This is a genomic window from Pseudomonas sp. NPDC087342 (assembly GCF_044744265.1).
Classification (GTDB): Bacteria; Pseudomonadota; Gammaproteobacteria; order Pseudomonadales; family Pseudomonadaceae; genus Aquipseudomonas; species Aquipseudomonas nunensis.
The window spans coordinates 59,972-79,010 of sequence record NZ_JBIUXZ010000007.1 but is presented as its reverse complement, the minus strand read 5'-3'; the positions used below and the strand labels follow the sequence as shown (position 1 = coordinate 79,010).

General features: G+C 60.3%; 20 protein-coding genes. 14 read left to right on the top strand and 6 right to left on the bottom strand.

All coding sequences use genetic code 11. The features are described from left to right. The first annotated feature begins 92 nt into the window (after window positions 1-92). The 4 genes from uvrD to ACIOYV_RS16890 all read left to right on the top strand — a co-directional run bounded on the left by uvrD (window position 93) and on the right by ACIOYV_RS16890 (window position 4,464). On the top strand, window positions 93-2,276 hold the full coding sequence (gene uvrD / locus ACIOYV_RS16905) for a DNA helicase II (RefSeq protein ID WP_054048276.1): 2,184 nt from the start codon (window positions 93-95) through the stop codon (window positions 2,274-2,276). Window positions 2,277-2,420: 144 nt separating this feature from the next. Next, complete coding sequence (locus ACIOYV_RS16900; protein WP_054617085.1) at window positions 2,421-2,861, top strand: EamA family transporter; 441 nt, start codon at window positions 2,421-2,423, stop codon at window positions 2,859-2,861. Between the two features lie 178 nt (window positions 2,862-3,039). Beyond that, window positions 3,040-3,909 (top strand): Tim44 domain-containing protein, encoded by an 870-nt coding sequence (locus tag ACIOYV_RS16895; protein ID WP_401325352.1) that lies wholly within the window; start codon window positions 3,040-3,042, stop codon window positions 3,907-3,909. A 147-nt stretch (window positions 3,910-4,056) separates the two neighbouring features. Continuing rightward, a complete protein-coding gene (locus ACIOYV_RS16890; protein WP_007943369.1) occupies window positions 4,057-4,464 on the top strand; it encodes an SMI1/KNR4 family protein in 408 nt (135 codons plus the stop codon). Between the two features lie 158 nt (window positions 4,465-4,622). Here the strand turns inward: ACIOYV_RS16890 and ACIOYV_RS16885 are convergent, their stop codons facing one another. Next, window positions 4,623-6,386, bottom strand: a complete 1,764-nt coding sequence (locus ACIOYV_RS16885; protein ID WP_054048270.1) for a cation:proton antiporter — start codon at window positions 6,384-6,386, stop codon at window positions 4,623-4,625. Window positions 6,387-6,588: 202 nt separating this feature from the next. On the opposite strand from ACIOYV_RS16885, the gene ACIOYV_RS16880 reads away from it, so the two are divergent. Next, on the top strand, window positions 6,589-7,071 hold the full coding sequence (locus ACIOYV_RS16880) for an acyl-CoA thioesterase (RefSeq protein ID WP_094469908.1): 483 nt from the start codon (window positions 6,589-6,591) through the stop codon (window positions 7,069-7,071). Between the two features lie 118 nt (window positions 7,072-7,189). Here the strand turns inward: ACIOYV_RS16880 and pdxY are convergent, their stop codons facing one another. Beyond that, a complete protein-coding gene (pdxY, locus tag ACIOYV_RS16875) occupies window positions 7,190-8,062 on the bottom strand; it encodes a pyridoxal kinase PdxY (RefSeq protein ID WP_401325348.1) in 873 nt (290 codons plus the stop codon). A gap of 120 nt (window positions 8,063-8,182) precedes the next feature. On the opposite strand from pdxY, the gene ACIOYV_RS16870 reads away from it, so the two are divergent. Beyond that, a complete protein-coding gene (locus ACIOYV_RS16870; RefSeq protein WP_054048264.1) occupies window positions 8,183-8,596 on the top strand; it encodes a DUF3301 domain-containing protein in 414 nt (137 codons plus the stop codon). A 125-nt stretch (window positions 8,597-8,721) separates the two neighbouring features. Here ACIOYV_RS16870 and ACIOYV_RS16865 read toward each other — a convergent pair whose 3' ends face one another. Then, a complete protein-coding gene (locus ACIOYV_RS16865) occupies window positions 8,722-9,696 on the bottom strand; it encodes a CobW family GTP-binding protein (protein WP_401325343.1) in 975 nt (324 codons plus the stop codon). A gap of 27 nt (window positions 9,697-9,723) precedes the next feature. Between ACIOYV_RS16865 and ACIOYV_RS16860 the strand changes: the two genes are divergently transcribed. After that, a complete protein-coding gene (locus tag ACIOYV_RS16860) occupies window positions 9,724-10,080 on the top strand; it encodes an NADH:ubiquinone oxidoreductase (protein ID WP_290022976.1) in 357 nt (118 codons plus the stop codon). A gap of 4 nt (window positions 10,081-10,084) precedes the next feature. Here ACIOYV_RS16860 and ACIOYV_RS16855 read toward each other — a convergent pair whose 3' ends face one another. Together ACIOYV_RS16855 and zigA are read right to left on the bottom strand one after the other, a co-directional pair. Then, on the bottom strand, window positions 10,085-10,753 hold the full coding sequence (locus tag ACIOYV_RS16855; RefSeq protein ID WP_401325340.1) for a DUF1826 domain-containing protein: 669 nt from the start codon (window positions 10,751-10,753) through the stop codon (window positions 10,085-10,087). Continuing rightward, window positions 10,753-11,958, bottom strand: a complete 1,206-nt coding sequence (zigA, locus tag ACIOYV_RS16850; protein ID WP_401325337.1) for a zinc metallochaperone GTPase ZigA — start codon at window positions 11,956-11,958, stop codon at window positions 10,753-10,755. Before zigA ends, ACIOYV_RS16855 begins: the two co-directional genes overlap by 1 nt. Before the next feature lie 191 nt (window positions 11,959-12,149). Here zigA and ACIOYV_RS16845 point away from each other — a divergent pair, with 191 nt between their 5' ends. Then, window positions 12,150-12,527: a glutamine synthetase gene (locus ACIOYV_RS16845; RefSeq protein ID WP_401325335.1), complete on the top strand. Its 378-nt coding sequence runs from the start codon at window positions 12,150-12,152 to the stop codon at window positions 12,525-12,527. Here the strand turns inward: ACIOYV_RS16845 and ACIOYV_RS16840 are convergent. Beyond that, window positions 12,524-13,726 (bottom strand): N-acetylmuramoyl-L-alanine amidase, encoded by a 1,203-nt coding sequence (locus ACIOYV_RS16840; protein WP_401325332.1) that lies wholly within the window; start codon window positions 13,724-13,726, stop codon window positions 12,524-12,526. The genes ACIOYV_RS16845 and ACIOYV_RS16840 overlap by 4 nt on opposite strands. A gap of 86 nt (window positions 13,727-13,812) precedes the next feature. Between ACIOYV_RS16840 and folE2 the strand changes: the two genes are divergently transcribed. The 6 genes from folE2 to ACIOYV_RS16810 are packed head-to-tail and all read left to right on the top strand — an operon-like array spanning window position 13,813 to window position 19,024. Next, window positions 13,813-14,709, top strand: a complete 897-nt coding sequence (gene folE2 / locus ACIOYV_RS16835) for a GTP cyclohydrolase FolE2 (RefSeq protein ID WP_401325329.1) — start codon at window positions 13,813-13,815, stop codon at window positions 14,707-14,709. Further along, window positions 14,706-15,374, top strand: coding sequence for a metal ABC transporter ATP-binding protein (locus tag ACIOYV_RS16830; RefSeq protein WP_401325326.1), 669 nt, complete (start codon window positions 14,706-14,708; stop codon window positions 15,372-15,374). Before folE2 ends, ACIOYV_RS16830 begins: the two co-directional genes overlap by 4 nt. After that, window positions 15,374-16,240, top strand: a complete 867-nt coding sequence (locus ACIOYV_RS16825) for a metal ABC transporter permease (RefSeq protein ID WP_265041973.1) — start codon at window positions 15,374-15,376, stop codon at window positions 16,238-16,240. Before ACIOYV_RS16830 ends, ACIOYV_RS16825 begins: the two co-directional genes overlap by 1 nt. Window positions 16,241-16,251: 11 nt before the next feature. Beyond that, a complete protein-coding gene (locus ACIOYV_RS16820) occupies window positions 16,252-17,127 on the top strand; it encodes a metal ABC transporter substrate-binding protein (RefSeq protein ID WP_290022968.1) in 876 nt (291 codons plus the stop codon). Next, the gene (locus ACIOYV_RS16815; RefSeq protein WP_163910573.1) at window positions 17,124-17,684 is read left to right on the top strand and encodes a DapH/DapD/GlmU-related protein; all 561 of its coding nucleotides are present in this window, start codon (window positions 17,124-17,126) and stop codon (window positions 17,682-17,684) included. Before ACIOYV_RS16820 ends, ACIOYV_RS16815 begins: the two co-directional genes overlap by 4 nt. Before the next feature lie 2 nt (window positions 17,685-17,686). Then, a complete protein-coding gene (locus tag ACIOYV_RS16810; RefSeq protein WP_401325322.1) occupies window positions 17,687-19,024 on the top strand; it encodes a dihydroorotase in 1,338 nt (445 codons plus the stop codon). Window positions 19,025-19,039 lie beyond the last annotated feature (15 nt).

Genomic DNA, 19,039 nt, shown 5'->3' with positions numbered 1-19,039 from the left:
CCAGTGACCGACCGGTCGTCCTCCGCAGATCTTTCATCGGCTAAATCAAAGCGGGGTTTGCCCGGTGTGGCGCCGCCCCCTAGAATGCCCCGATGCGCGATGATCTCTCCCTTCTGCTGAACTCCCTCAACGATGCCCAACGCCAGGCCGTAGCTGCCTCCGTGGGTCGTCAGTTGGTCCTGGCCGGTGCTGGTTCCGGTAAAACCCGAGTGTTGGTGCACCGTATCGCCTGGTTGATCCAGGTCGAGAACGCCTCGCCCCACTCCATCCTGTCGGTGACCTTTACCAACAAGGCCGCTGCGGAGATGCGTCATCGCATCGAGCAGTTGATGGGGTTGAACCCTGCCGGCATGTGGGTCGGCACCTTCCACGGCCTGGCGCACCGCTTGCTGCGGGCGCACTGGCAGGAAGCCGGGCTGAGCCAGACCTTCCAGATTCTCGACAGCGACGACCAGCAACGCCTGGTCAAGCGGGTGATCCGCGAGCTGGGCCTGGACGAGCAACGCTGGCCGGCGCGTCAGGCCCAGTGGTTCATCAACGGGCAGAAAGACGAAGGTCTGCGTCCGCAACACATTCAGGCCAGCGGCGACTTGTTCCTGGCGACCATGCGCAGCATTTATGAAGCCTATGAGGCGGCATGCCTGCGCGCGGGCGTCATCGACTTCTCCGAACTGCTGCTGCGCGCCCTCGACCTGTGGCGCGATCACCCGGGTTTGCTGGCGCACTATCAGAAGCGCTTCCGCCATATTCTGGTGGACGAGTTCCAGGACACCAACGCCGTGCAGTACGCCTGGTTGCGTCTGCTGGCCAAGGGCGGCGACAGCCTGATGGTGGTCGGCGACGACGACCAGTCGATCTACGGCTGGCGCGGCGCGAAAATCGAGAACATCTATCAGTACTCCGACGACTTCCCGGATGCCGAGACTATTCGTCTGGAGCAGAACTACCGCTCTACCGCCGGCATCCTCAAGGCTGCCAACGCCCTGATTGCCAACAACACCGGGCGCATGGGCAAAGAGCTGTGGACCGACGGCGGCGAAGGCGAAGCGATCAATCTGTACGCCGCGTTCAACGAACACGACGAAGCGCGTTATGTGGTGGAAACCATCGAAAGCGCGCTGAAAACCGGCTTGGCCCGCAGCGATATCGCGATTTTGTACCGTTCCAACGCCCAATCCCGCGTTTTGGAAGAAGCCCTGCTGCGCGAGCGCATTCCGTACCGCATCTATGGCGGTCAGCGCTTCTTCGAGCGGGCGGAAATCAAGAACGCCATGGCTTACCTGCGCTTGCTGGAAGGCCGTGGCAACGATGCGGCACTCGAGCGCGTGATCAACGTGCCGGCCCGTGGCATCGGCGAGAAAACTGTCGAAGCGATTCGCGACCATGCCCGTCATAGCGATGTGTCGATGTGGGAAGCCATGCGCCTGCTGGTGGCCAACAAGGGCCTGACCGGTCGTGCGGCCGGCGCTCTCGGGGCGTTTATCGAGCTGATCGAGAACCTCGCCGCTAAGTGCATGGACATGCCGCTGCATCTGATGACCCAGACCGTCATCGAGCAGTCCGGGCTGATTGCCTACCACGAAGCGGAAAAAGGCGAGAAAGGCCAGGCCCGGGTAGAAAACCTTGAGGAACTGGTCAGCGCTGCGCGCAACTTCGAAAACGCAGAAGAAGACGAAGACCTGACGCCATTGTCGGCGTTCCTCGGCCATGCGTCGCTGGAAGCCGGCGACACCCAGGCCGACGAGCACGAAGACAGCATTCAGTTGATGACCCTGCACAGCGCCAAAGGCCTGGAATTCCCTTACGTGTTCCTGGTGGGCATGGAAGAAGGCCTGTTCCCGCACAAGATGAGCCTGGAAGAACCGGGTCGTCTTGAAGAAGAACGCCGCCTGGCCTACGTCGGTATCACTCGCGCCATGCAGAATCTGGTGATGACCTATGCTGAAACCCGTCGCCTGTACGGCAGCGAGACTTACAACAAAGTGTCGCGTTTCGTACGTGAAGTGCCGAAAGGCCTGATCCAGGAAGTGCGCTTGTCCAACAGCGTCAGCCGCCCGTTCGGCGGTGGTCAGCAGCAGAGTTCCAGCAGTTTGTTCGGCGGCAGCGAAATCCCGGACACCGGTTTCAGCCTGGGCCAGGCGGTGCGGCATTCGGTGTTTGGCGACGGCGTGATCCTGAACTTCGAAGGCGCCGGGGCACAGGCTCGGGTGCAGGTGAACTTCGGTGAAGGCAGCAAGTGGTTGATGTTGGGGTATGCAAAGCTGGAAGCGATCTAAAGCTGTCAGCTTTTCTGTGGGAGCGAGCCTGCTCGCGAATAGTCGCGCCGCGGTTTATCAGATACTTCGCGGCGCTTTCATTCGCGAGCAGGCTCGCTCCCACAGATTCCAACTGTCGTGGTTGATCTTATAAGGGCGCAAACCATGGGCTCAGGCTTCTTTTCTTCCTGGACATTCTGGGCCCTGTTATCGGCGGCATTCGCCGCCATGACCGCGATCTTCGCCAAGATCGGCATCGAAAACGTCAATTCCGACTTCGCCACCCTTCTGCGCACAATGGTGGTGCTCGTCAGCCTGGCCTTGATTTTGTACGCAACGGGCCAATATCAATCATTAGGATCGATCTCTGCCAAGAGCTACCTGTTCCTATTGCTGTCAGGACTGGCGACCGGTGCCTCATGGATCTGCTACTTCCGTGCGCTGAAACTCGGCCCGGCCTCTCTGGTCGCTCCGGTAGACAAGCTCAGCGTGGTGTTGGTGGCGGTGCTTGGCGTGATCCTGCTGGGCGAGAAGCTCGACCTGCGCCAATGGGGTGGTATCGGTTTGATTACCGCCGGTGTAGTCATGCTGGCGCTACGACGCTAGGTATCTTTCCTACAAGACTTATCCACTCGTCCTACGGACCAAAGTAACAAGCCTTATTGCGCTGACTGAAGCTGAACATCACCTGTCAGGCAAAAGCCCGAAACACTCTGCCGCTAGCCAGTAACACTTCAGCTGTGCAACATGGCTCGCGTGCAATCCACAAATGGGAATTCCCCTTATGAAACGTTTTCTTAGCATCGCCATGGCCTTGTGTATCGGCCTGACGATGAGCCTCGACGCCAACGCCAAGCGCTTTGGTGGCGGTAAAAGCGCCGGCGCTGCGCCGACCCACCAGACCAGCCAAATGGCGCCTTCTTCTGCCGCAGGCGGCGCTGCGGCCACTGCGGGTGCTGCCGGTGCCGCTGGCGCTGCGGCCAAAGCCGGCGGTGCTTCGCGCTGGCTCGGCCCTCTGGCCGGTATCGCGGCCGGTGGCTTGCTGGCCTCCATGTTCATGGGCGGTGGCTTCCAGGGCATGCAGATCTTCGACATCCTGATCATGGCCGTCATCGCGTTCCTGATCTTCCGCTTCATCGCCGCCCGTCGCCGCAAGCAGCAGGACCACCTGGCTCCGGCCGGTGCGCCGATGCAGCGTGAAACGTTCCAGAATCAACCTGCCGGCGGTTCGATCTTCGGCGGCTCGGCGGCACCTGCCGCGGCTCGTCCGGTGATCAACGCGCCAGCCTGGTTCAATGAACAGAACTTCCTCGAAGCGGCCCGCAACCATTTCCAGTCCCTGCAGCAGCACTGGGACGCCAACGAAATGGACAAGATCGCCGAGTTCGTGACCCCGCAAATGCTGGAGTTCCTCAAGCGCGAACGTGCTGATCTGGGCGACGGTTTCCAGTCCACGTACATCGATAACCTCCATGTACAACTGGACGGCGTGGATGATCGTGCCGACAAGACCATCGCCACCCTGACCTTCAGCGGCGTGTCGAAGACCTCGCGTTTCGATCAGGGCGAAGTGTTCAGCGAAAGCTGGAACATGGAACGTCCACAGGGCGAGAACCAGCCTTGGCTGGTCGCCGGTATCCGCCAGAACGGCTGAACCGACTCGCGTTAAACCTGTCGCAATGCTATCCCTGTAAAAAGCCCCGGCCTCGGCCGGGGTTTTCTATTTCGCGGTTGCATCTATAGCGAGCTACTGTATAAACCGCCCCAACTAAACCGCGCCATCAGCAAGAGGATCCCGGACGTGGAAGAAATCATCGAACAACTGCGTGAAGCCAACGAACCGGTACCGGTCCCCTTGGAGTTGCCCGACGAAGATCAGATCGTGGAAATCGAAGAACAGCTGTTCATCGACATCCCGTTTGTCTTCAGAGAGTTTTTGCTGACCGTCAGCGACGTGGTCTACGGCAGCCTGGAGCCGGTCACTGTGACCGACCCGCAATCCCACACCTACCTGCCTGACGTTGCCGCCAACGCCTGGGACGCTGGCGTTGATCGCAGCATGATCCCGATCTGCCAGGACGGTGACGACTACTACCTGGTCGAAGAAGACGGCACCGTGGTGCTGTGGCAAGCCGAAGAAGAACTGATTGCCGAAGAAACCTGGGAATCGGTATGGCACTGGGCGCGGGACGTCTGGCTGGAAAGCTGATAGAACCCTGCGAATCCATGTGTAGCAGCTGCCGAAGGCTGCGTTCGGCGGCGAAGCAGCCGCAAATCGGGCAATGGGGTGTTCCAGGCTGACCGGGTTTTCCGGGTTTAGGATTGCTGCGCAGCCGAACGCAGGCTGCGCCAGCTGCTACAGAGGCTTTAATGCCCGGACGATTCCTTGTGGTTGTCCAGGGTTTCCAGCAAGGCCACCTGCATGCGCGTATGCACGCGGATGAACCAGCGCCAGAGCAGCGCCGCCACGGCGGCAGTGACTACAGCGATCAGCACCAGCAACTTGTTGGTCGGCAGAATACTGGCCGACAAGGCTGCCAGCAGCAGAAAAATCACCAGCAGCGAGAGGATCGGGATCACTTCGGCGATCACCCGACGCACTCGCTGCGTGTGGCGGCCGGCCATCTCCGGTTTCACGCCCATCTCTGCCAACAGCATCGATAGCGCCTTGAGCTTGCGATAGGCGGCGATCAGGAACGGCAGCGACACCAGCAACGCCCCACCCCAGATCAACGCTTTCTGCCAGCTCGGGTCACTGATCCAGCCTTGCAGATATTCGGACATGCGCTCGGCGAAAAACGCGCCCGAAAAGAAAATCGCGATCACCAGCGCCAGATTGACCCCCACCTGCAACAAAATCCGCCGGATCATCGACGCCAGCAGTGCGCCTTCGCCCTGAGGCTGAATGCTGCGCAACCATTCGCCGTACATCCCCAACACGCGGCTCAGGCGCCCAGGCATGACCGCCGCGAGCTTGATCGACAGCGGATCGGCTGCGCGAATCAGGTACGGTGTCAGCAGCGTGGTGATCACCGAGACCGCCACCGCCACTGGATAAAGGAAGTTGCTGGTGACCTGCAGGGTCATGCCCAGCGCGGCGATGATGAAGGAAAATTCGCCAATCTGTGAAAGCCCCATCCCCACCCGCAGTGAGGTGCGTCCGTCATTGCCGGCGATAAAGGCGCCGAGACCGCAGGACAACATCTTGCCGAGCACCACCGCCACGGTGATCACCGCGATGGGCCAGGCGTATTGCAGCAGGATCAACGGATCGAGCATCAGCCCGATGGCAACGAAGAAGATCGCACTGAAGAGGTCGCGAACGGGTTCGATCAAGCGCTCGATTTTCAGCAATTGCCGGGATTCGGCCATGATCGCGCCAATCAGGAAGGCGCCGAGGACCATGCTGTATTCGAGTTTGACCACCAGCAGGCAGAAGCCGAAACACAGGCCCAGCACGGTGATCAACAGCATCTCGTTGCTTTCGAATTTGGCCACGTAGGCCAGCAATCGCGGCACCAGCAGGATGCCGATCACCAGCGCGACAATCATGAACAGCGAGAGCTTGCCGACCGTGGAGAACACTTCGCCGGAACTGACCGTGCCGCTGACCGCGATGCTCGACAGCAAGGCAATGATGCCAATACCGAGGATGTCTTCAACGATCAGCACACCGAAGATCAACTGCGCGAAGCGCTCGTTTTTCATCTTCAGGTCGTTGAGCGCCTTGACGATGATGGTGGTCGAGGAAATCGCCAGGATCGCCCCGAGGAACAGCGAATCCATGGTGTTCCAGTCGAACCAGCGACCGATTTCGTAGCCGATCCAGATCATCAGCACGATCTCAAGGAACGCGGCGATAAACGCCGTGGCCCCGACCTTGAACAGCTTGCGCAGGCTGAACTCCAGGCCCAGGCAAAACATCAGGAAAATCACCCCGAGCTCAGCGAGGGTCTTGATGGTTTCTTCATCGTGGATCAGGCCGAACGGCGGCGTGTGCGGGCCGATGATGAAGCCGGCGACGATGTAGCCGAGCACCACCGGTTGCTTGAAGCGATGAAAGAGCACGGTCACCACGCCCGCGACCAACATGATCACTGCCAAATCCTGGATGAAACTGATGGCATGCATGGTATGGGGCTCCTTGAGATCGACTCTTCGGAGCGTAACACCGCGACTTCCGACAGAAAGGCGGTGCAATATATGGAAACAGATCGATCAGGGCGTGACGACAGCCACCTGCCCGGCGTCCCGATATAGGTTGGTTTGAAAAGCCCGCTACGCACCCGCAGAGGTGCGCTCCCGAAATCCTGCCTTGACCCGTGAGAACGCTATGGAACCCGGAAACGCCCAACTGTCGATGACGGTATTGATGACTCCCGACATGGCCAACTTCTCTGGCAATGTCCACGGTGGCACCCTGCTCAAGTACCTCGACGAAGTGGCCTACGCCTGCGCCAGCCGTTATGCCGGTCGCTACGTAGTGACCTTGTCGGTGGATCAGGTGATTTTCCGCGAGCCGATTCATGTCGGTGAGCTGGTGACCTTTCTGGCCTCGGTCAACTACACCGGCAACACCTCGATGGAGGTGGGTATCAAGGTCGTAACCGAAAACATTCGCGAGCGCTCGGTGCGCCACACCAACAGCTGCTTCTTCACCATGGTCGCGGTGGATGACCAGCGCAAACCGGCCGCCGTCCCGCCGCTGCAACCGCAGAACAGCGAAGACAAGCGCCGCTTCATCCAGGCTCAGCAGCGTCGGCAGATTCGTCAGGAACTGGAAAAGCGCTATCAGGAGATCAAGGGCGACGCCTGACGCGTTGTTCGGTCTCTGGATCGCTTTCGCGGGCAAGCCTCGCTCCTACGGATTTCAGTCGTACACGCACTATGCGAGCGACTCGGACCTGTAGGAGCGAGGCTTGCCCGCGAAGCTTTTAAAGACTGATCGGCGTCGCTTCGAACCGCACCCGAGGATGGGCGATCCGGTCCTGCGCCCGCACCAGTTCCAGCTCATAGCTGGCGCAGGCCTGGGTTTCCAGCAACACCTCGTGCACCGCTGCCGCCGTGAACTCGAACGCCGCCACCAGGCTGTCACCCAACAGCACGCGGGCGAGGAACAACCCGGACGTCAGGTCACCCACGCCCACCGGCTGGCGCGGAAACGCCAACAACGACCGACGCAAATGCCAGCTGCCTTCAGCCGTCACCAGCAGCATCTCGAAAACCTCTTCAGGTTTGCCGGGATAGTCCAGATGCTTGACCAACACCGCCTTCGGCCCACGCGCCAGCAGCGCTCGCGCCATGGCCAGGCAATCGAACAGCGACTGCGGCTTGCGCCCCGAGAAGCTGTCCAGCTCCAGCTGATTCGGGCACATGAAGTCCGCCACGGCAGCCGCTTCTTCCAGCAGGAAATCGCTGACTTCGGCCGGCACACAGCAACCCTTCTCGGGATGGCCCATCACCGGGTCACACAGATACAGGGCCTTGGGGTTGATCGACTTGATCCGCGCCACGCCTGTGAGAATCGCCCGGCCTTGGGCCGCACTGCCGAGGTAACCCGACAGTACTGCATCGCAGTTGCCCAGTTCACCAATCGCGGCGATGCCTTCCACCAGCTCGGGAATCTGGTGCGGCGGCAATATTTCACCCGCCCACTGCCCGTACTGCGTGTGGTTGGAGAACTGCACGGTGTTGAGCGGCCAGACGTTCACTCCGACCCGCTGCATCGGGAAAACCGCGGCGCTGTTGCCAGCGTGGCCGAACACCACGTGGGACTGGATGGCGAGCAGATGGGGCGTACGTTTCATGCGGTGAGTTTTCCGTAAAACGATTGAAATTCGAGCCGCGCAGTATGCGACTAAACGCAGCCTGTACGACAGACCGGCGACACAGTTAAGCTGGCACTATCTTGTTGGAGCACTTTGTTGATGCTGACCCTCGGAAATATCTTCGTGCTGATGCTGCTGGCCACTGGCGCCGCGTGGCTGTGGCATAACCACGGCTTGCGCGAGCGTGCGCTGGAGCGGGTCAAGCAGCATTGCGCCAAACTCGAAATCGAGTTGCTCGACGGCAACGTGGCGCTGAAAAAAATCGGTTTTATCAAAGATGCCAACGGCCGTCGACGTTTGGCGCGGGTGTACAACTTCGAATTCACCGTGACGGGCGAGACGCGTCACACCGGGACCATTACCCAGTTCGGTGCGCACAGCGCGCAGATTGAGCTGGCGCCTTATCCGATGCCGTTCGACGACACGCCGCCGGTGGTTGAAGTGGTGAAGCCACGTGGGGAAGTGATTGAGATGAGTCAGTGGCGTCAGGAACACACGAAGTGGCGTCCTTGAAGGGTGATGTCGTCAGTTAGAACCATTCGCGAGCAAGCCCGCTCCCACAGTTGATCTTCAGCGCACGCGCATTTCGTGTACTACGTAGATTCCCTGTGGGAGCGGGCTTGCTCGCGAAGACGGCCTCAAACACCGCGCACATATCGGCACCTGGCTAAACCATTCTGCAGCTCATCGACATCCTGCGGCTCACTGAAGATCAGCTCGATCCGCGAATCCTGCCGCCATTCACTCGGCTGCCACGCTAACGCCGAGTTATCCACCGCATTCGCTGAAACCCATCCGTCGCCACTGTGGATAACCAACTTCGCGCGCCGCCAGGCAAGGCTCCCAAGCCACTGGCTAACAAGTGCCGAATCAAACGTCTGACTCGGATGCCAACGCCAGCCAATACTCCAGCCGCCCTCTTGTTCCTGGCTCAAGCAAATCGGAAACGCGGGATCAGTCCAGATCGCCGGCATCTGCGCCAAGCCTTTGGGGACGACCAAGTTATCCACACCCGCGACACCTCGAGCCTCAAGCCCCGGCAATTCGCTCAACGGCAAAACCGCTTGCTGTGCCCAATACAACGGACGCATCGGCAGCAGTGCCTTGATCCGCTGGCGATCGCCATCATCGAGACCTTCCGACTTGTTCAGCAGCAACAAACCCGCGCTATTCAGTGCCTCCTGTTGCGCCGCCGGCAGCGGTTTCCCGGCCGCAATCGCCTGGGCATCCAGCACCAAAACACACGGCTGAACCGCGAGCACCCCGAGCCACGGCGCCTCGCTCAACTGGCGCAGCAACTGCGCCGGATGCCCCAGACCGGAAGGTTCGATAAACAACCGATCCGGCCGCGCCTTACGCAGCAGCCGCCCGAGGCCAATCTGGAACGGCGCACCATTGACGCAACACAAACAGCCCCCGGCCACTTCGCCCAGTGCGATACCATCGGCGTCCTGAGTCAGCAGCGCGGCGTCGAGGCCGATCTGGCCGAACTCGTTGATCAGCACCGCCCAGCGCTCATGCGCCGGCCGCTGCGCCAACAGGTGCTTGATCAGGCTGGTCTTGCCAGCACCCAACGGGCCAGCGATGACGTGAGTGGGGATGTTCTGCAACATGGTCGAAGGTTTCTGAGGAGGTAGAGGATGCGGTTGATGGGATTGTCGTTGCTGTTGGCGCTGACGTCGGGCGAGGCGCTGGCCCAGGCCTGTGTGGTCCATAGCCAGGCGGAACGTCTCGACGTGAAGGTCTGCCAACAGAACCGCAACATCCCGGAAAAGCTGTTCGCCGACGGTTTTTGCCAGCCGAACCTGCCCGGTCAGAAAGTCGAAGTGCAATACGTCGACCAATGCCCCACCGGCGCTTTCGGCGTGTGCAGCAACGCCCAAGTCGCCAATATGCCCTACCGCCAGGATATTCACTATTACGGCGTGGCCACCGATGCCGCGTATTTAAAGCCGTTTTGTGAGGCACAGAGCCAGGGAAACTGGCTCAAACCCTGAGCCGTCAGCTCAGCCAGTCGAGGGTCAGGATCAATCGACGCTCGCCTGTCGCTGGTTGCGGCGAACGGTGGATCAAGCCGAAACCTTCGTTGCCGTGCCATTTCTCGCCTTTGAGCAACGCCACGTCGCCGCTGTTGATTTGCTGGATCGACGACTGCGGTTCGGCCTCGGGATTGCCCAGTTGCCGACGATCCATCGCCCCTTCCTTGAGCCACTGACTGCCGACGCCGGCATAGGTGGTGATCAATCGCACCGGCACGTGATCGACGTGGAAGCGCGGGCACATGGCCTTGTCCAGCACCCGCAAACGCAGGCCGACGCGCTTGGCACCGAGCAAACAGGCGAACGCGCTGACCAGCCAGGAAACGTCGGTGATGAAGCCTTCGTAACCTTCCAGATCGCTGAAGGCAGAAGCAAATCCGCGCAGGTTTGGCTCGGCGTCTTCGGTGAGCATTTCCAGGGACAACGCCTCGGCCAAGGGTTCGTTCAGCGACAGCAACAGACTGGCGAAATCGGCGATGTGTACCGGGAGTTGGCGCTGCCAGACGGCAAGATTGGCGTCGTCGTGGAGGATCTTAGTCAGGACTTTCGGGTTGGTTCCATGATGTTGGCGTGGTGTTCGAGCGGATGCCTTCGCGAGCAAGCCCGACCCCACAGGGTTGAGTGTGAGCATCAGGCTGCCTCTTCGTGCCAGGGGCCGAACGGGTCTGGCAGCAGGCGCCAGCCTTCGATGCCTTGGGCCATTTCATCGTCGGTGAGCAGGCAATTGTCGAGTTCGGCGGTGAGTTGCGCGAAGTCGATGTTCTGGCCGATGAACACCAGCTCCTGGCGGCAATCGCCGGTGCTCGCGGTCCAGTTTTCCATAATCCCGGCAGTGCTTTCTTCGTCCTGCGGCCATTGGGTTTTCGGCACGAAACGCCACCAGCGACCGGCGAAACCGTGGCGCATCAAACCGCCGGCCTGGGACCAGCTACCGGCGTCCATGTGCTTACTGGCCAGCCAGAAAAACCCCTTGGAGCGCAGCAGTTTGCCATTCACCCACGGGCGGTCGATGAAGCTGAAAAAGCGCTGAGGATGGAACGGTCGGCGGGCGCGATAGGCCGTGGAAGCGATGCCGTATTCTTCGGTTTCCGGCACGTGCTCGCCGCGCAACTCCTGCAACCAACCTGGCGCTTGGGCGGCTTTTTCGAAGTCGAAGCGACCGGTGTTGAGGATTTTTTCCAGCGGAATTTCACCCATGACCATCGGAATGATTTCCGCCTGGGAATTGAGCCGTTCGAGGATTGCGATCAGCTCCTGGCGCTCACTGCTGCTGATCAAGTCGATCTTGCTGATCAGGATCACGTCGGCGAACTCGATCTGCTCAATCAGCAGGTCAGTAATCGAACGCTCATCCTCTTCGCCCAGGGTTTCGCCACGGGAGGCGAGGCTTTCGGCGGCCTGGTAGTCGAGCAGGAAGTTCATGCCATCGACCACGGTAACCATGGTGTCGAGCCGGGCGATGTCGGCCAGACTCTGGCCGTCTTCGTCGCGGAAGGTGAAAGTTTCCGCCACGGGCAGCGGTTCGGAAATCCCGGTGGATTCGATCAACAGGTAATCGAATCGACCGTCCTTCGCGAGTTTGCTGACTTCTTCCAGCAAGTCTTCGCGCAACGTACAGCAAATGCAGCCGTTGCTCATTTCCACGAGTTTCTCTTCGGCGCGGTTCAGGCTGACATCGCGCTGGACTTCGCTGCCATCGATGTTGATCTCGCTCATATCGTTGACGATCACGGCGACCCGCAGATTGTCGCGATTACGTAGTACGTAATTCAGTAACGTACTCTTTCCGGCGCCGAGAAATCCCGACAGGACGGTCACGGGGAGACGATTGGGCATCAGGTATTCCTCACAGGATGTGGCCGGTCGAAGCGCCGGTTGAGCGCGTTCGCGCAGCTCTTCATGTTCTAGGGGCACAGGGGAAAGCGTGCTTTAATGTTATAGTATAACGATACAAATAAACCACTCCCCTCTTGCTCGCCACGACAAAGGGCCCGATGCTTGAGCCTGTTCGCCCCTTGAGAAACGCCATGGGAAACGTCCTGAAGTATTCGTTGCTGAGCCTTTCGCTACTGGTCGCCGTCGATGCCTGGGGCCAAATCCCGACACTGGCGAAATGCACCCGCAGCGCCAATCTGCTCGCGTGTGTCGATCCCGACGGCAACGCCTACAGCGTCAACACCGTCGGTAGCACGATCTATCTACGAGGCTTTGAAGTGGTCGGCAAACGCTATTGGGCGCAGACCAGCCGCCGCTATGGGCAGCTGACGTTTTTCACCGGGCTCGCCTCCGACGGCGAAGCCTGGATTGGCTACACCCGCCGAGTTGGCTGGACCACCATCAATCGGTTTTCCAGCTCCGGTGGTAGCAGCGGCAAATTCACCTGCAGCCGGATTGCCGGCTGCTAGACCTGCGCTTTTTTCTGTTGCTGCTGCCAGGCGACGTAGCTGTTGAGCGGCGGATTCTTCTGGAAATAGCGCTGCAGGCCTTCGAACAATCCATCAGCCACGGCCTGTTGATGCCGCGCCGTCACCAGCCGCTGACTGTCGCGGGCGTTAGAGATGAAGCCGGTTTCCACCAGGATCGATGGCACGTCCGGCGACTTCAGCACGGCGAATCCGGCCTGCTCCACGCGCTTCTGATGCAGCGTGGTGATGCCTGCCAGGCTGCCGAGCACGGTGCTGCCCAGTTGCAGACTGGCGGCGATGGTCGCGTTCATCGACATGTCGAGAATCACCCCGGCAAGCATCGGGTCCTTGTCCTTGAGATTGAGCAGGCTGGTGGCGCCCAGCAGGTCGGCGCCGTTCTCCCGTTGCGCCATGAACCTGGCCGTGGCCGAGGTCGCGCCGCCTTCTGACAGGCAATACACCGACGCGCCGGACGCTGTAAGCCGTGGCGCGGCATCCGCATGCACCGAGATGAACATGTCGGCGTTGTGTTTGCGGGCGATCTCCACGCGTTTGCGCAGCGGGACGAAAAAGTCATCGTTGCGCACCAGTTTCACGTCGTAGCCCTTCTCGCGTTTCAATCGTTTGGCCAGCAGCTGTGCGATCGACAGCACCACGTCTTTTTCCCGCTCACCTTTGGCGCCGACCGCACCGGGGTCTTTTCCGCCGTGGCCAGGATCGACCACCACGATGATGTCGCGCTTGGGGTGAGCCTTGTCGATGATCGGCTCAGGGATTGGCGCCGCTGCAATCTGCATCGGCGCAGAGGTCTTCATATCGAGCACCAGTCGATGGCCCTGCCCGTCCTGGGGCGGCAGTTGAAAACTGTTGAGCTGCACCGGCGCGCTGAGGTCGAGGACGATTCGGGTGTCGCCCTGACCATAGTGGCCGGAACGGATTGAGCGGATCACCGTGTTGTTCAACGCCAACTGACTGAAATCACCGCTGAGGTTCGCGCCGCTCAGATCGATGATCAGCCGCTCTGGCGAGCTCAGGGTGAAGGTCTTGAATTGTACCGGCCCACTCAGATCGAACACCAATCGCAACTTGTCATCCGAACGCCATAGCCGCGCATTGCGAATCTGCGTGGCCGAAACACCAAAGGGTAAAGCGAAGGCCGCGCTGGCCAGAATCAGGTTGAGCAAGTGACGTCTGTGCATGGTGAAAGCCCGCTGGCGAAAAAGGCATCGTCGATGTTAGTGTAATAATATAACATGCCAAATCAACTCCCATGATGGACCTGCTCATGAATGCGCTGACTCTGCCGGATATCGCCGCGCAGGCCTCACGCCAAGCCCTGCCACTCGAGTGGGTGGGCATGTGCGGCATTGCTCTTCCTGTGTTACTCGATGGCCAACGACTGAGCGCCAAGGCTGATGCCGGCGTCAGCCTGGACGATGGCGAAGCGCGCGGCATTCATATGTCGCGGCTGTATCTGGCGCTGGAAGTGCTTGAACAGGAGAACCTCACACCAGCATTACTACGCCGTGTTTTGCAGCGTTTTCTCGACAGCCACGAAGGATTGTCCACCAGCGCTTACCTGAAAATTCACGTCGATTTACTGCTCAAACGACCGGCACTGGTCAGCCCATTGGCCGGCTGGAAAACCTATCCAGCGAGCATCGAAGCACGATTGAAAAACAATATGTTCCACGTGGAACTAAAAATCGACGTGGCTTATTCCTCGACGTGCCCGTGTTCGGCGGCGTTATCCCGTCAATTAATCCAGCAGCAATTCGTAGACGATTTCGCCAACAAGCCACTGCAACACGCCGATGTTGTGGCTTGGCTGGGTTCGACAAAAGGCATCGTCGCCACACCGCACAGTCAACGCAGCACTGCGCGATTACAGTTGCACCTGGACGATTTTCTCGACGATCTGCCCTTGATCGCCGTCATCAACGACGCCGAAGCCGCCCTCGGCACAGCCGTGCAAACGGCGGTGAAACGTGCCGATGAACAAGCCTTCGCTTTGGCCAATGGTCAGAACCTGATGTTCTGCGAAGACGCCGCACGACGTTTGAACCTGGCCCTGAAACGCTCTCCCGGCATCAACGCTTTCCACATACGAGTCGTACACGCCGAAAGCCTTCACGCCCACGACGCAGTCGCCGAAAGTCGCCACAACTGGGAGGCAAAATGATCCGCTGCCAATCCCTACGCTGGGGCGCACCCGGCCAACCCCTTACACCCGCCGTGGATTTCGAATTGCCCGAGGGCAGTTTGACTGCGGTCATCGGCGCCAATGGCTCGGGCAAAAGCAGCCTGCTGAAAGTCATCGCCGGTCTGCAAAAACCACTGACCGGCAAAATCGTACTGGATGTTCCACGCAAGGGCGGCCTCTCGTTCCTGCCCCAGCAACAACACCTGGACCGACAATTCCCCATCAGTTTGCAAGAGTTGGTAGCCGCCGGATTCTGGGGAAGCAAGCAAACGCCTGAACACCGCAGCCAAAAACTCAAAACCGTTCTGGATGATTGGTGTCTGTCAGGCTTGGAACACCGTCCGCTGATGGCGCTTTCTGGCGGCGAATTACAACGCGCCCTGCTTGCCCGTTTGAGCTTGGCCGAAGCGCCTTTGCTGCTGCTCGACGAACCCCACGCCGCCCTCGATGAACTCGGCCAGGAACTGCTGTGGAAACACATCCACGCCTGGCACGCCGACGGTCGAACGCTGGTCGTCGTGTGCCATGACCTCTCCGCCGTGCGCCAACACATCCCACAAACATTGTTGATCAAAAGCAGCGGCTGCACCCTTGGACCCAGCACCGAACTGATCCGCCAACAACCGCAAACGCAGGTGGCCTGATGATCGCCGCCGCCCACCTTTGGCAACCGTTCCACGAGTTCGTCTTCATGCGCCGGGCATTGCTCGGCGGTCTGGTTCTCGCGTGCAGCACCGCGCCGCTTGGCGTGTTTCTGATCTTGCGTCGCATGAGTCTGATTGGTGACGCCGTTGCTCACGGCATCTTGCCCGGCGCTGCATTGGGCTTCTGGTTCGCCGGACTCAGCCTCCCCGCACTAACCATCGGCGGCCTCGGCGCCGGCCTGAGCATGGCTGGACTCGCCGCATGGATCACCCGTCGCACCGGCCTGCGCGAAGACGCCAGCCTCGCCGCGATCTACCCGATCTCGCTGGCCAGTGGCGTGCTGATCCTCGGCATCGCCGGCAAACGCCTGGACCTATTACATCTGCTATTCGGCTCGGCATTGGCGGTCGATGGGCCAACGCTCACCGGCATGCTCTGGGTCTCCGGCTTCAGCCTGATCGCGATGGCCCTGATCTATAAACCGCTGTTGCTCGACACCCTCGACCCGCTATTTCTGCAAACCGTCAGCCGTCTCGGACCACTCGCTCACGGCGTATTTCTGACCCTCGTGGTGCTGAATCTGGTGATCGGTTTCCAGGCCATCGGCGCGCTGATGGTGGTCGGTTTGATGATGTTGCCGGCAGCCGCTTCACGCTTTTGGAGCCGTCGTCTGCCGGTGTTAATGGCCATCGCCGCCGTACTCGGCTGCCTCTCGGTGTGGTTCGGATTACTGCTGTCGTTCTACTACTCGCTGCCCAGCGGCCCGGCCATCGTGCTGGTGGCTGGCGGTTTGTATTTGCTGTCCGTGGTGTTCGGTCCGGTGCACGGCTTGCTGCGCCGCCCGCCTTTGCTCACATCCCAATGAGGTGTTTCCCGATGCGCGCTTTACTCGTGCTGTTCAGTTTGATGCTGTCGATGTCTCTGTCCGCTGCAGAAAAACTTCAGGTGGTCACCAGTTTCAGCATCCTCGCCGACATGACCCATCAGGTCGGCGGCGAGCATATCCAGATCACCAACATGGTCGGCCCCGACGCCGACGCGCACACCTACGAGCCGACCCCGGACGATGCCAAAGCCTTGCTCAAGGCCAAGCTCATCATCAAGAACGGCCTCGGGTTTGAGCCATGGCTGGATCGCCTGGTGACCAGCACCGAAACCAAAGCCCCAGTGATCAGCGCCAGTCACGGCGTGATTCCACGCTCGCTGGATGAAGACGGTGAAACCGTTCCGGACCCGCACGCCTGGCACAACCTGGCGAACACCGAGCTCTACATCGCCAACATCACCAAAGCGCTGATCGCCGCCGACCCGGCGAACAAGGCCGACTACCAGCGTAACAGTCAGGCTTACCTGAAACAGATCTACGCCCTGCTCGCCGAAGCCAAGGCCAAGCTCGGTTCGCTGCCACCGGGCAACCGCAAGATCGTCACGTCGCATGACGCGTTCGGCTATCTGGGCCAGGCCTACGGCATCGACTTCATGGCGCCTCAAGGTTTGTCCACCGAGCGTGAACCCTCGGCCGCAGAAGTGGCGCAGTTGATCACCCAGATTCGCCAGGCCAAGGTCAAAGCGGTGTTCATGGAAAACATCAAGGACGCCCGCCTGCTCAAGCAGATTGCCGATGAAAGCGGCGCGCACATTGGCGGCACGCTTTACTCCGATGCGCTCGCGGCAACCGGCCCGGCCAGCACCTTCGCCGGTCTGTTCGAATACAACCTCAACACCCTTTACGACGCGTTGAGCAAACCATGATCCGAAAGAATCCTTCAGGTGATCTGCCGGTGATTGCGGAGTCCGCGTACGTGGATAAAACCGCGATCATCTGCGGCAAAGTAGTGATCGGCGAGAACGTCTTCGTCGGTCCCTACGCGGTGATTCGTGCTGACGAAGTCGACGCTACGGGTGAGATGGAGCCGATCACCATCGGCGCCAACTCGAATATCCAGGACGGCGTGGTGATCCATTCCAAGTCCGGCGCGGCGGTGACCATCGGCGAGTTCAGCTCCATCGCCCACCGCTCAATCGTGCATGGCCCCTGCACCGTCGGCGACCGGGTCTTCATCGGCTTCAATAGCGTGCTGTTCAACTGCTCGATCGGGAATGGCTGCGTGGTTCGGCACAACTCGGTAGTCGACGGCCGGGACTTGCCCGATGCCTTCTACGTGCCGTCCACTACACGTATTGGCCCAGGCACCGACCTGTCGCAGTTCCCGCCGGTAAGCATCAGCGCCTCGGAGTTTTCCGAGGACGTGGCGCGCACCAACGTCGATCTGGTGCGCGGCTACAAAGCCCTGCAGAACGAGTTCTGACCATGAGCAGCGTGCTGATTCGCAACGCCCGGTTGGTGAACGAAGGCCGTGTGTCTGACGGCGATCTGTTGGTCAGCAATGGCCGCATCGTCAAGATCGCCAGCAGCATCGAAGGCGAAACCGCGGACGTGGAAATCGATGCCCGGGGCCAATGGCTGCTGCCGGGCATGATCGATGACCAGGTGCATTTCCGTGATCCCGGGGCGCCGGACAAGGGCAGCTTCTATACCGAGTCCCGGGCGGCGGTGGCCGGCGGCATCACCAGTTTCATGGACATGCCCAACACTAATCCGGCCACCCTCACCCTCGACGCATTGGCCGACAAAAAGCGCCGGGCGGCGATCAACTCGGTGGCCAACTACGGCTTTCACTTCGGCGTCAGCAACGACAACCTCGACACCGTTGCCGCGCTCAATCCTTGCGAAGTCGCCGGGGTGAAAGTGTTTATGGGCGCCTCCACCGGCAACATGCTGGTGGACGATCCGCGGATTCTCGAGCGGCTGTTTGCCGAGGTGCCGACGATCCTGTTGGCCCACTGCGAACACACGCCGAGCATCGACGCGAATGCCGCGACCCTGCGCGCGCTGTACGGCGAACAGATTCCTGCGGCGGCCCATCCGCTGATCCGCAATGCCGAGGTCTGCTTTCGCTCGTCATCAATGGCCGTGGAACTGGCCAAACGTCATGGCACTCGGTTGCATGTTTTGCACCTGACGACGGCGGCGGAACTAGCACTGTTCGACGACAAGCCACTGGCCCAGAAACACATCACCGCCGAAGTCTGCCTGCATCATTTGCTGTTCGATGATCGCGACTATCCGCGCTTGGGCAACCTGATCAAATGCAACCCGGCGATCAAGTTCCAGAGCGACCGCGATGCCTTGCGCCAGGCCTTACTGAGCAATCGGCTGGATGTGATCGGCAGCGATCATGCGCCCCACACCTGGGCGGAGAAACAGCGGCCCTACAGTCAGGCGCCGTCCGGTCTGCCGCTGGTGCAACACGCCCTCCCCGCGCTGTTGGAATTGGTCGCGGATGAAGTGCTGCCGATCACCACCCTCGTGGCCAAGACCAGTCACCGGGTCGCCGATTTGTTCGCGATTCCTGATCGTGGTTATCTGCGCGAAGGCTATTGGGCCGATCTGGTACTGATCCAACCCGAGCCCGAAGGCGTAGCCGTTTCCCAGCAACCGATTCTCTCGCAGTGCGGCTGGACGCCCTTCGTCCACCATCGTTTTCGCCACAGCGTCAGCACCACACTGGTGTCGGGGCAAATTGCCTGGCACGCCAATCGTCTATATGACAGCTGCCAGGGTTTGCCCCTGCGCTTCATGCGCTAACGCTTCCATTCCCGA

Bases quoted from the DNA above. Each gene is read 5' to 3' on its own strand.
- ACIOYV_RS16895 (WP_401325352.1), top strand. From the start codon at position 3,040: ATGAAACGTTTTCTTAGCATCGCCATGGCCTTGTGTATCGGCCTGACG.
- ACIOYV_RS16880 (WP_094469908.1), top strand. From the start codon at position 6,589: ATGGAACCCGGAAACGCCCAACTGTCGATGACGGTATTGATGACTCCC.
- ACIOYV_RS16860 (WP_290022976.1), top strand. From the start codon at position 9,724: ATGCGGTTGATGGGATTGTCGTTGCTGTTGGCGCTGACGTCGGGCGAG.
- ACIOYV_RS16865 (WP_401325343.1), bottom strand. From the start codon at position 9,696: ATGTTGCAGAACATCCCCACTCACGTCATCGCTGGCCCGTTGGGTGCT.
- ACIOYV_RS16885 (WP_054048270.1), bottom strand. From the start codon at position 6,386: ATGCATGCCATCAGTTTCATCCAGGATTTGGCAGTGATCATGTTGGTC.
- ACIOYV_RS16815 (WP_163910573.1), top strand. From the start codon at position 17,124: ATGATCCGAAAGAATCCTTCAGGTGATCTGCCGGTGATTGCGGAGTCC.
- uvrD (WP_054048276.1), top strand. From the start codon at position 93: ATGCGCGATGATCTCTCCCTTCTGCTGAACTCCCTCAACGATGCCCAA.
- ACIOYV_RS16855 (WP_401325340.1), bottom strand. From the start codon at position 10,753: ATGCTCACACTCAACCCTGTGGGGTCGGGCTTGCTCGCGAAGGCATCC.
- ACIOYV_RS16845 (WP_401325335.1), top strand. From the start codon at position 12,150: ATGGGAAACGTCCTGAAGTATTCGTTGCTGAGCCTTTCGCTACTGGTC.
- ACIOYV_RS16810 (WP_401325322.1), top strand. From the start codon at position 17,687: ATGAGCAGCGTGCTGATTCGCAACGCCCGGTTGGTGAACGAAGGCCGT.
- ACIOYV_RS16840 (WP_401325332.1), bottom strand. From the start codon at position 13,726: ATGCACAGACGTCACTTGCTCAACCTGATTCTGGCCAGCGCGGCCTTC.
- ACIOYV_RS16830 (WP_401325326.1), top strand. From the start codon at position 14,706: ATGATCCGCTGCCAATCCCTACGCTGGGGCGCACCCGGCCAACCCCTT.
- pdxY (WP_401325348.1), bottom strand. From the start codon at position 8,062: ATGAAACGTACGCCCCATCTGCTCGCCATCCAGTCCCACGTGGTGTTC.
- zigA (WP_401325337.1), bottom strand. From the start codon at position 11,958: ATGCCCAATCGTCTCCCCGTGACCGTCCTGTCGGGATTTCTCGGCGCC.
- ACIOYV_RS16820 (WP_290022968.1), top strand. From the start codon at position 16,252: ATGCGCGCTTTACTCGTGCTGTTCAGTTTGATGCTGTCGATGTCTCTG.
- ACIOYV_RS16900 (WP_054617085.1), top strand. From the start codon at position 2,421: ATGGGCTCAGGCTTCTTTTCTTCCTGGACATTCTGGGCCCTGTTATCG.
- ACIOYV_RS16870 (WP_054048264.1), top strand. From the start codon at position 8,183: ATGCTGACCCTCGGAAATATCTTCGTGCTGATGCTGCTGGCCACTGGC.
- folE2 (WP_401325329.1), top strand. From the start codon at position 13,813: ATGAATGCGCTGACTCTGCCGGATATCGCCGCGCAGGCCTCACGCCAA.
- ACIOYV_RS16825 (WP_265041973.1), top strand. From the start codon at position 15,374: ATGATCGCCGCCGCCCACCTTTGGCAACCGTTCCACGAGTTCGTCTTC.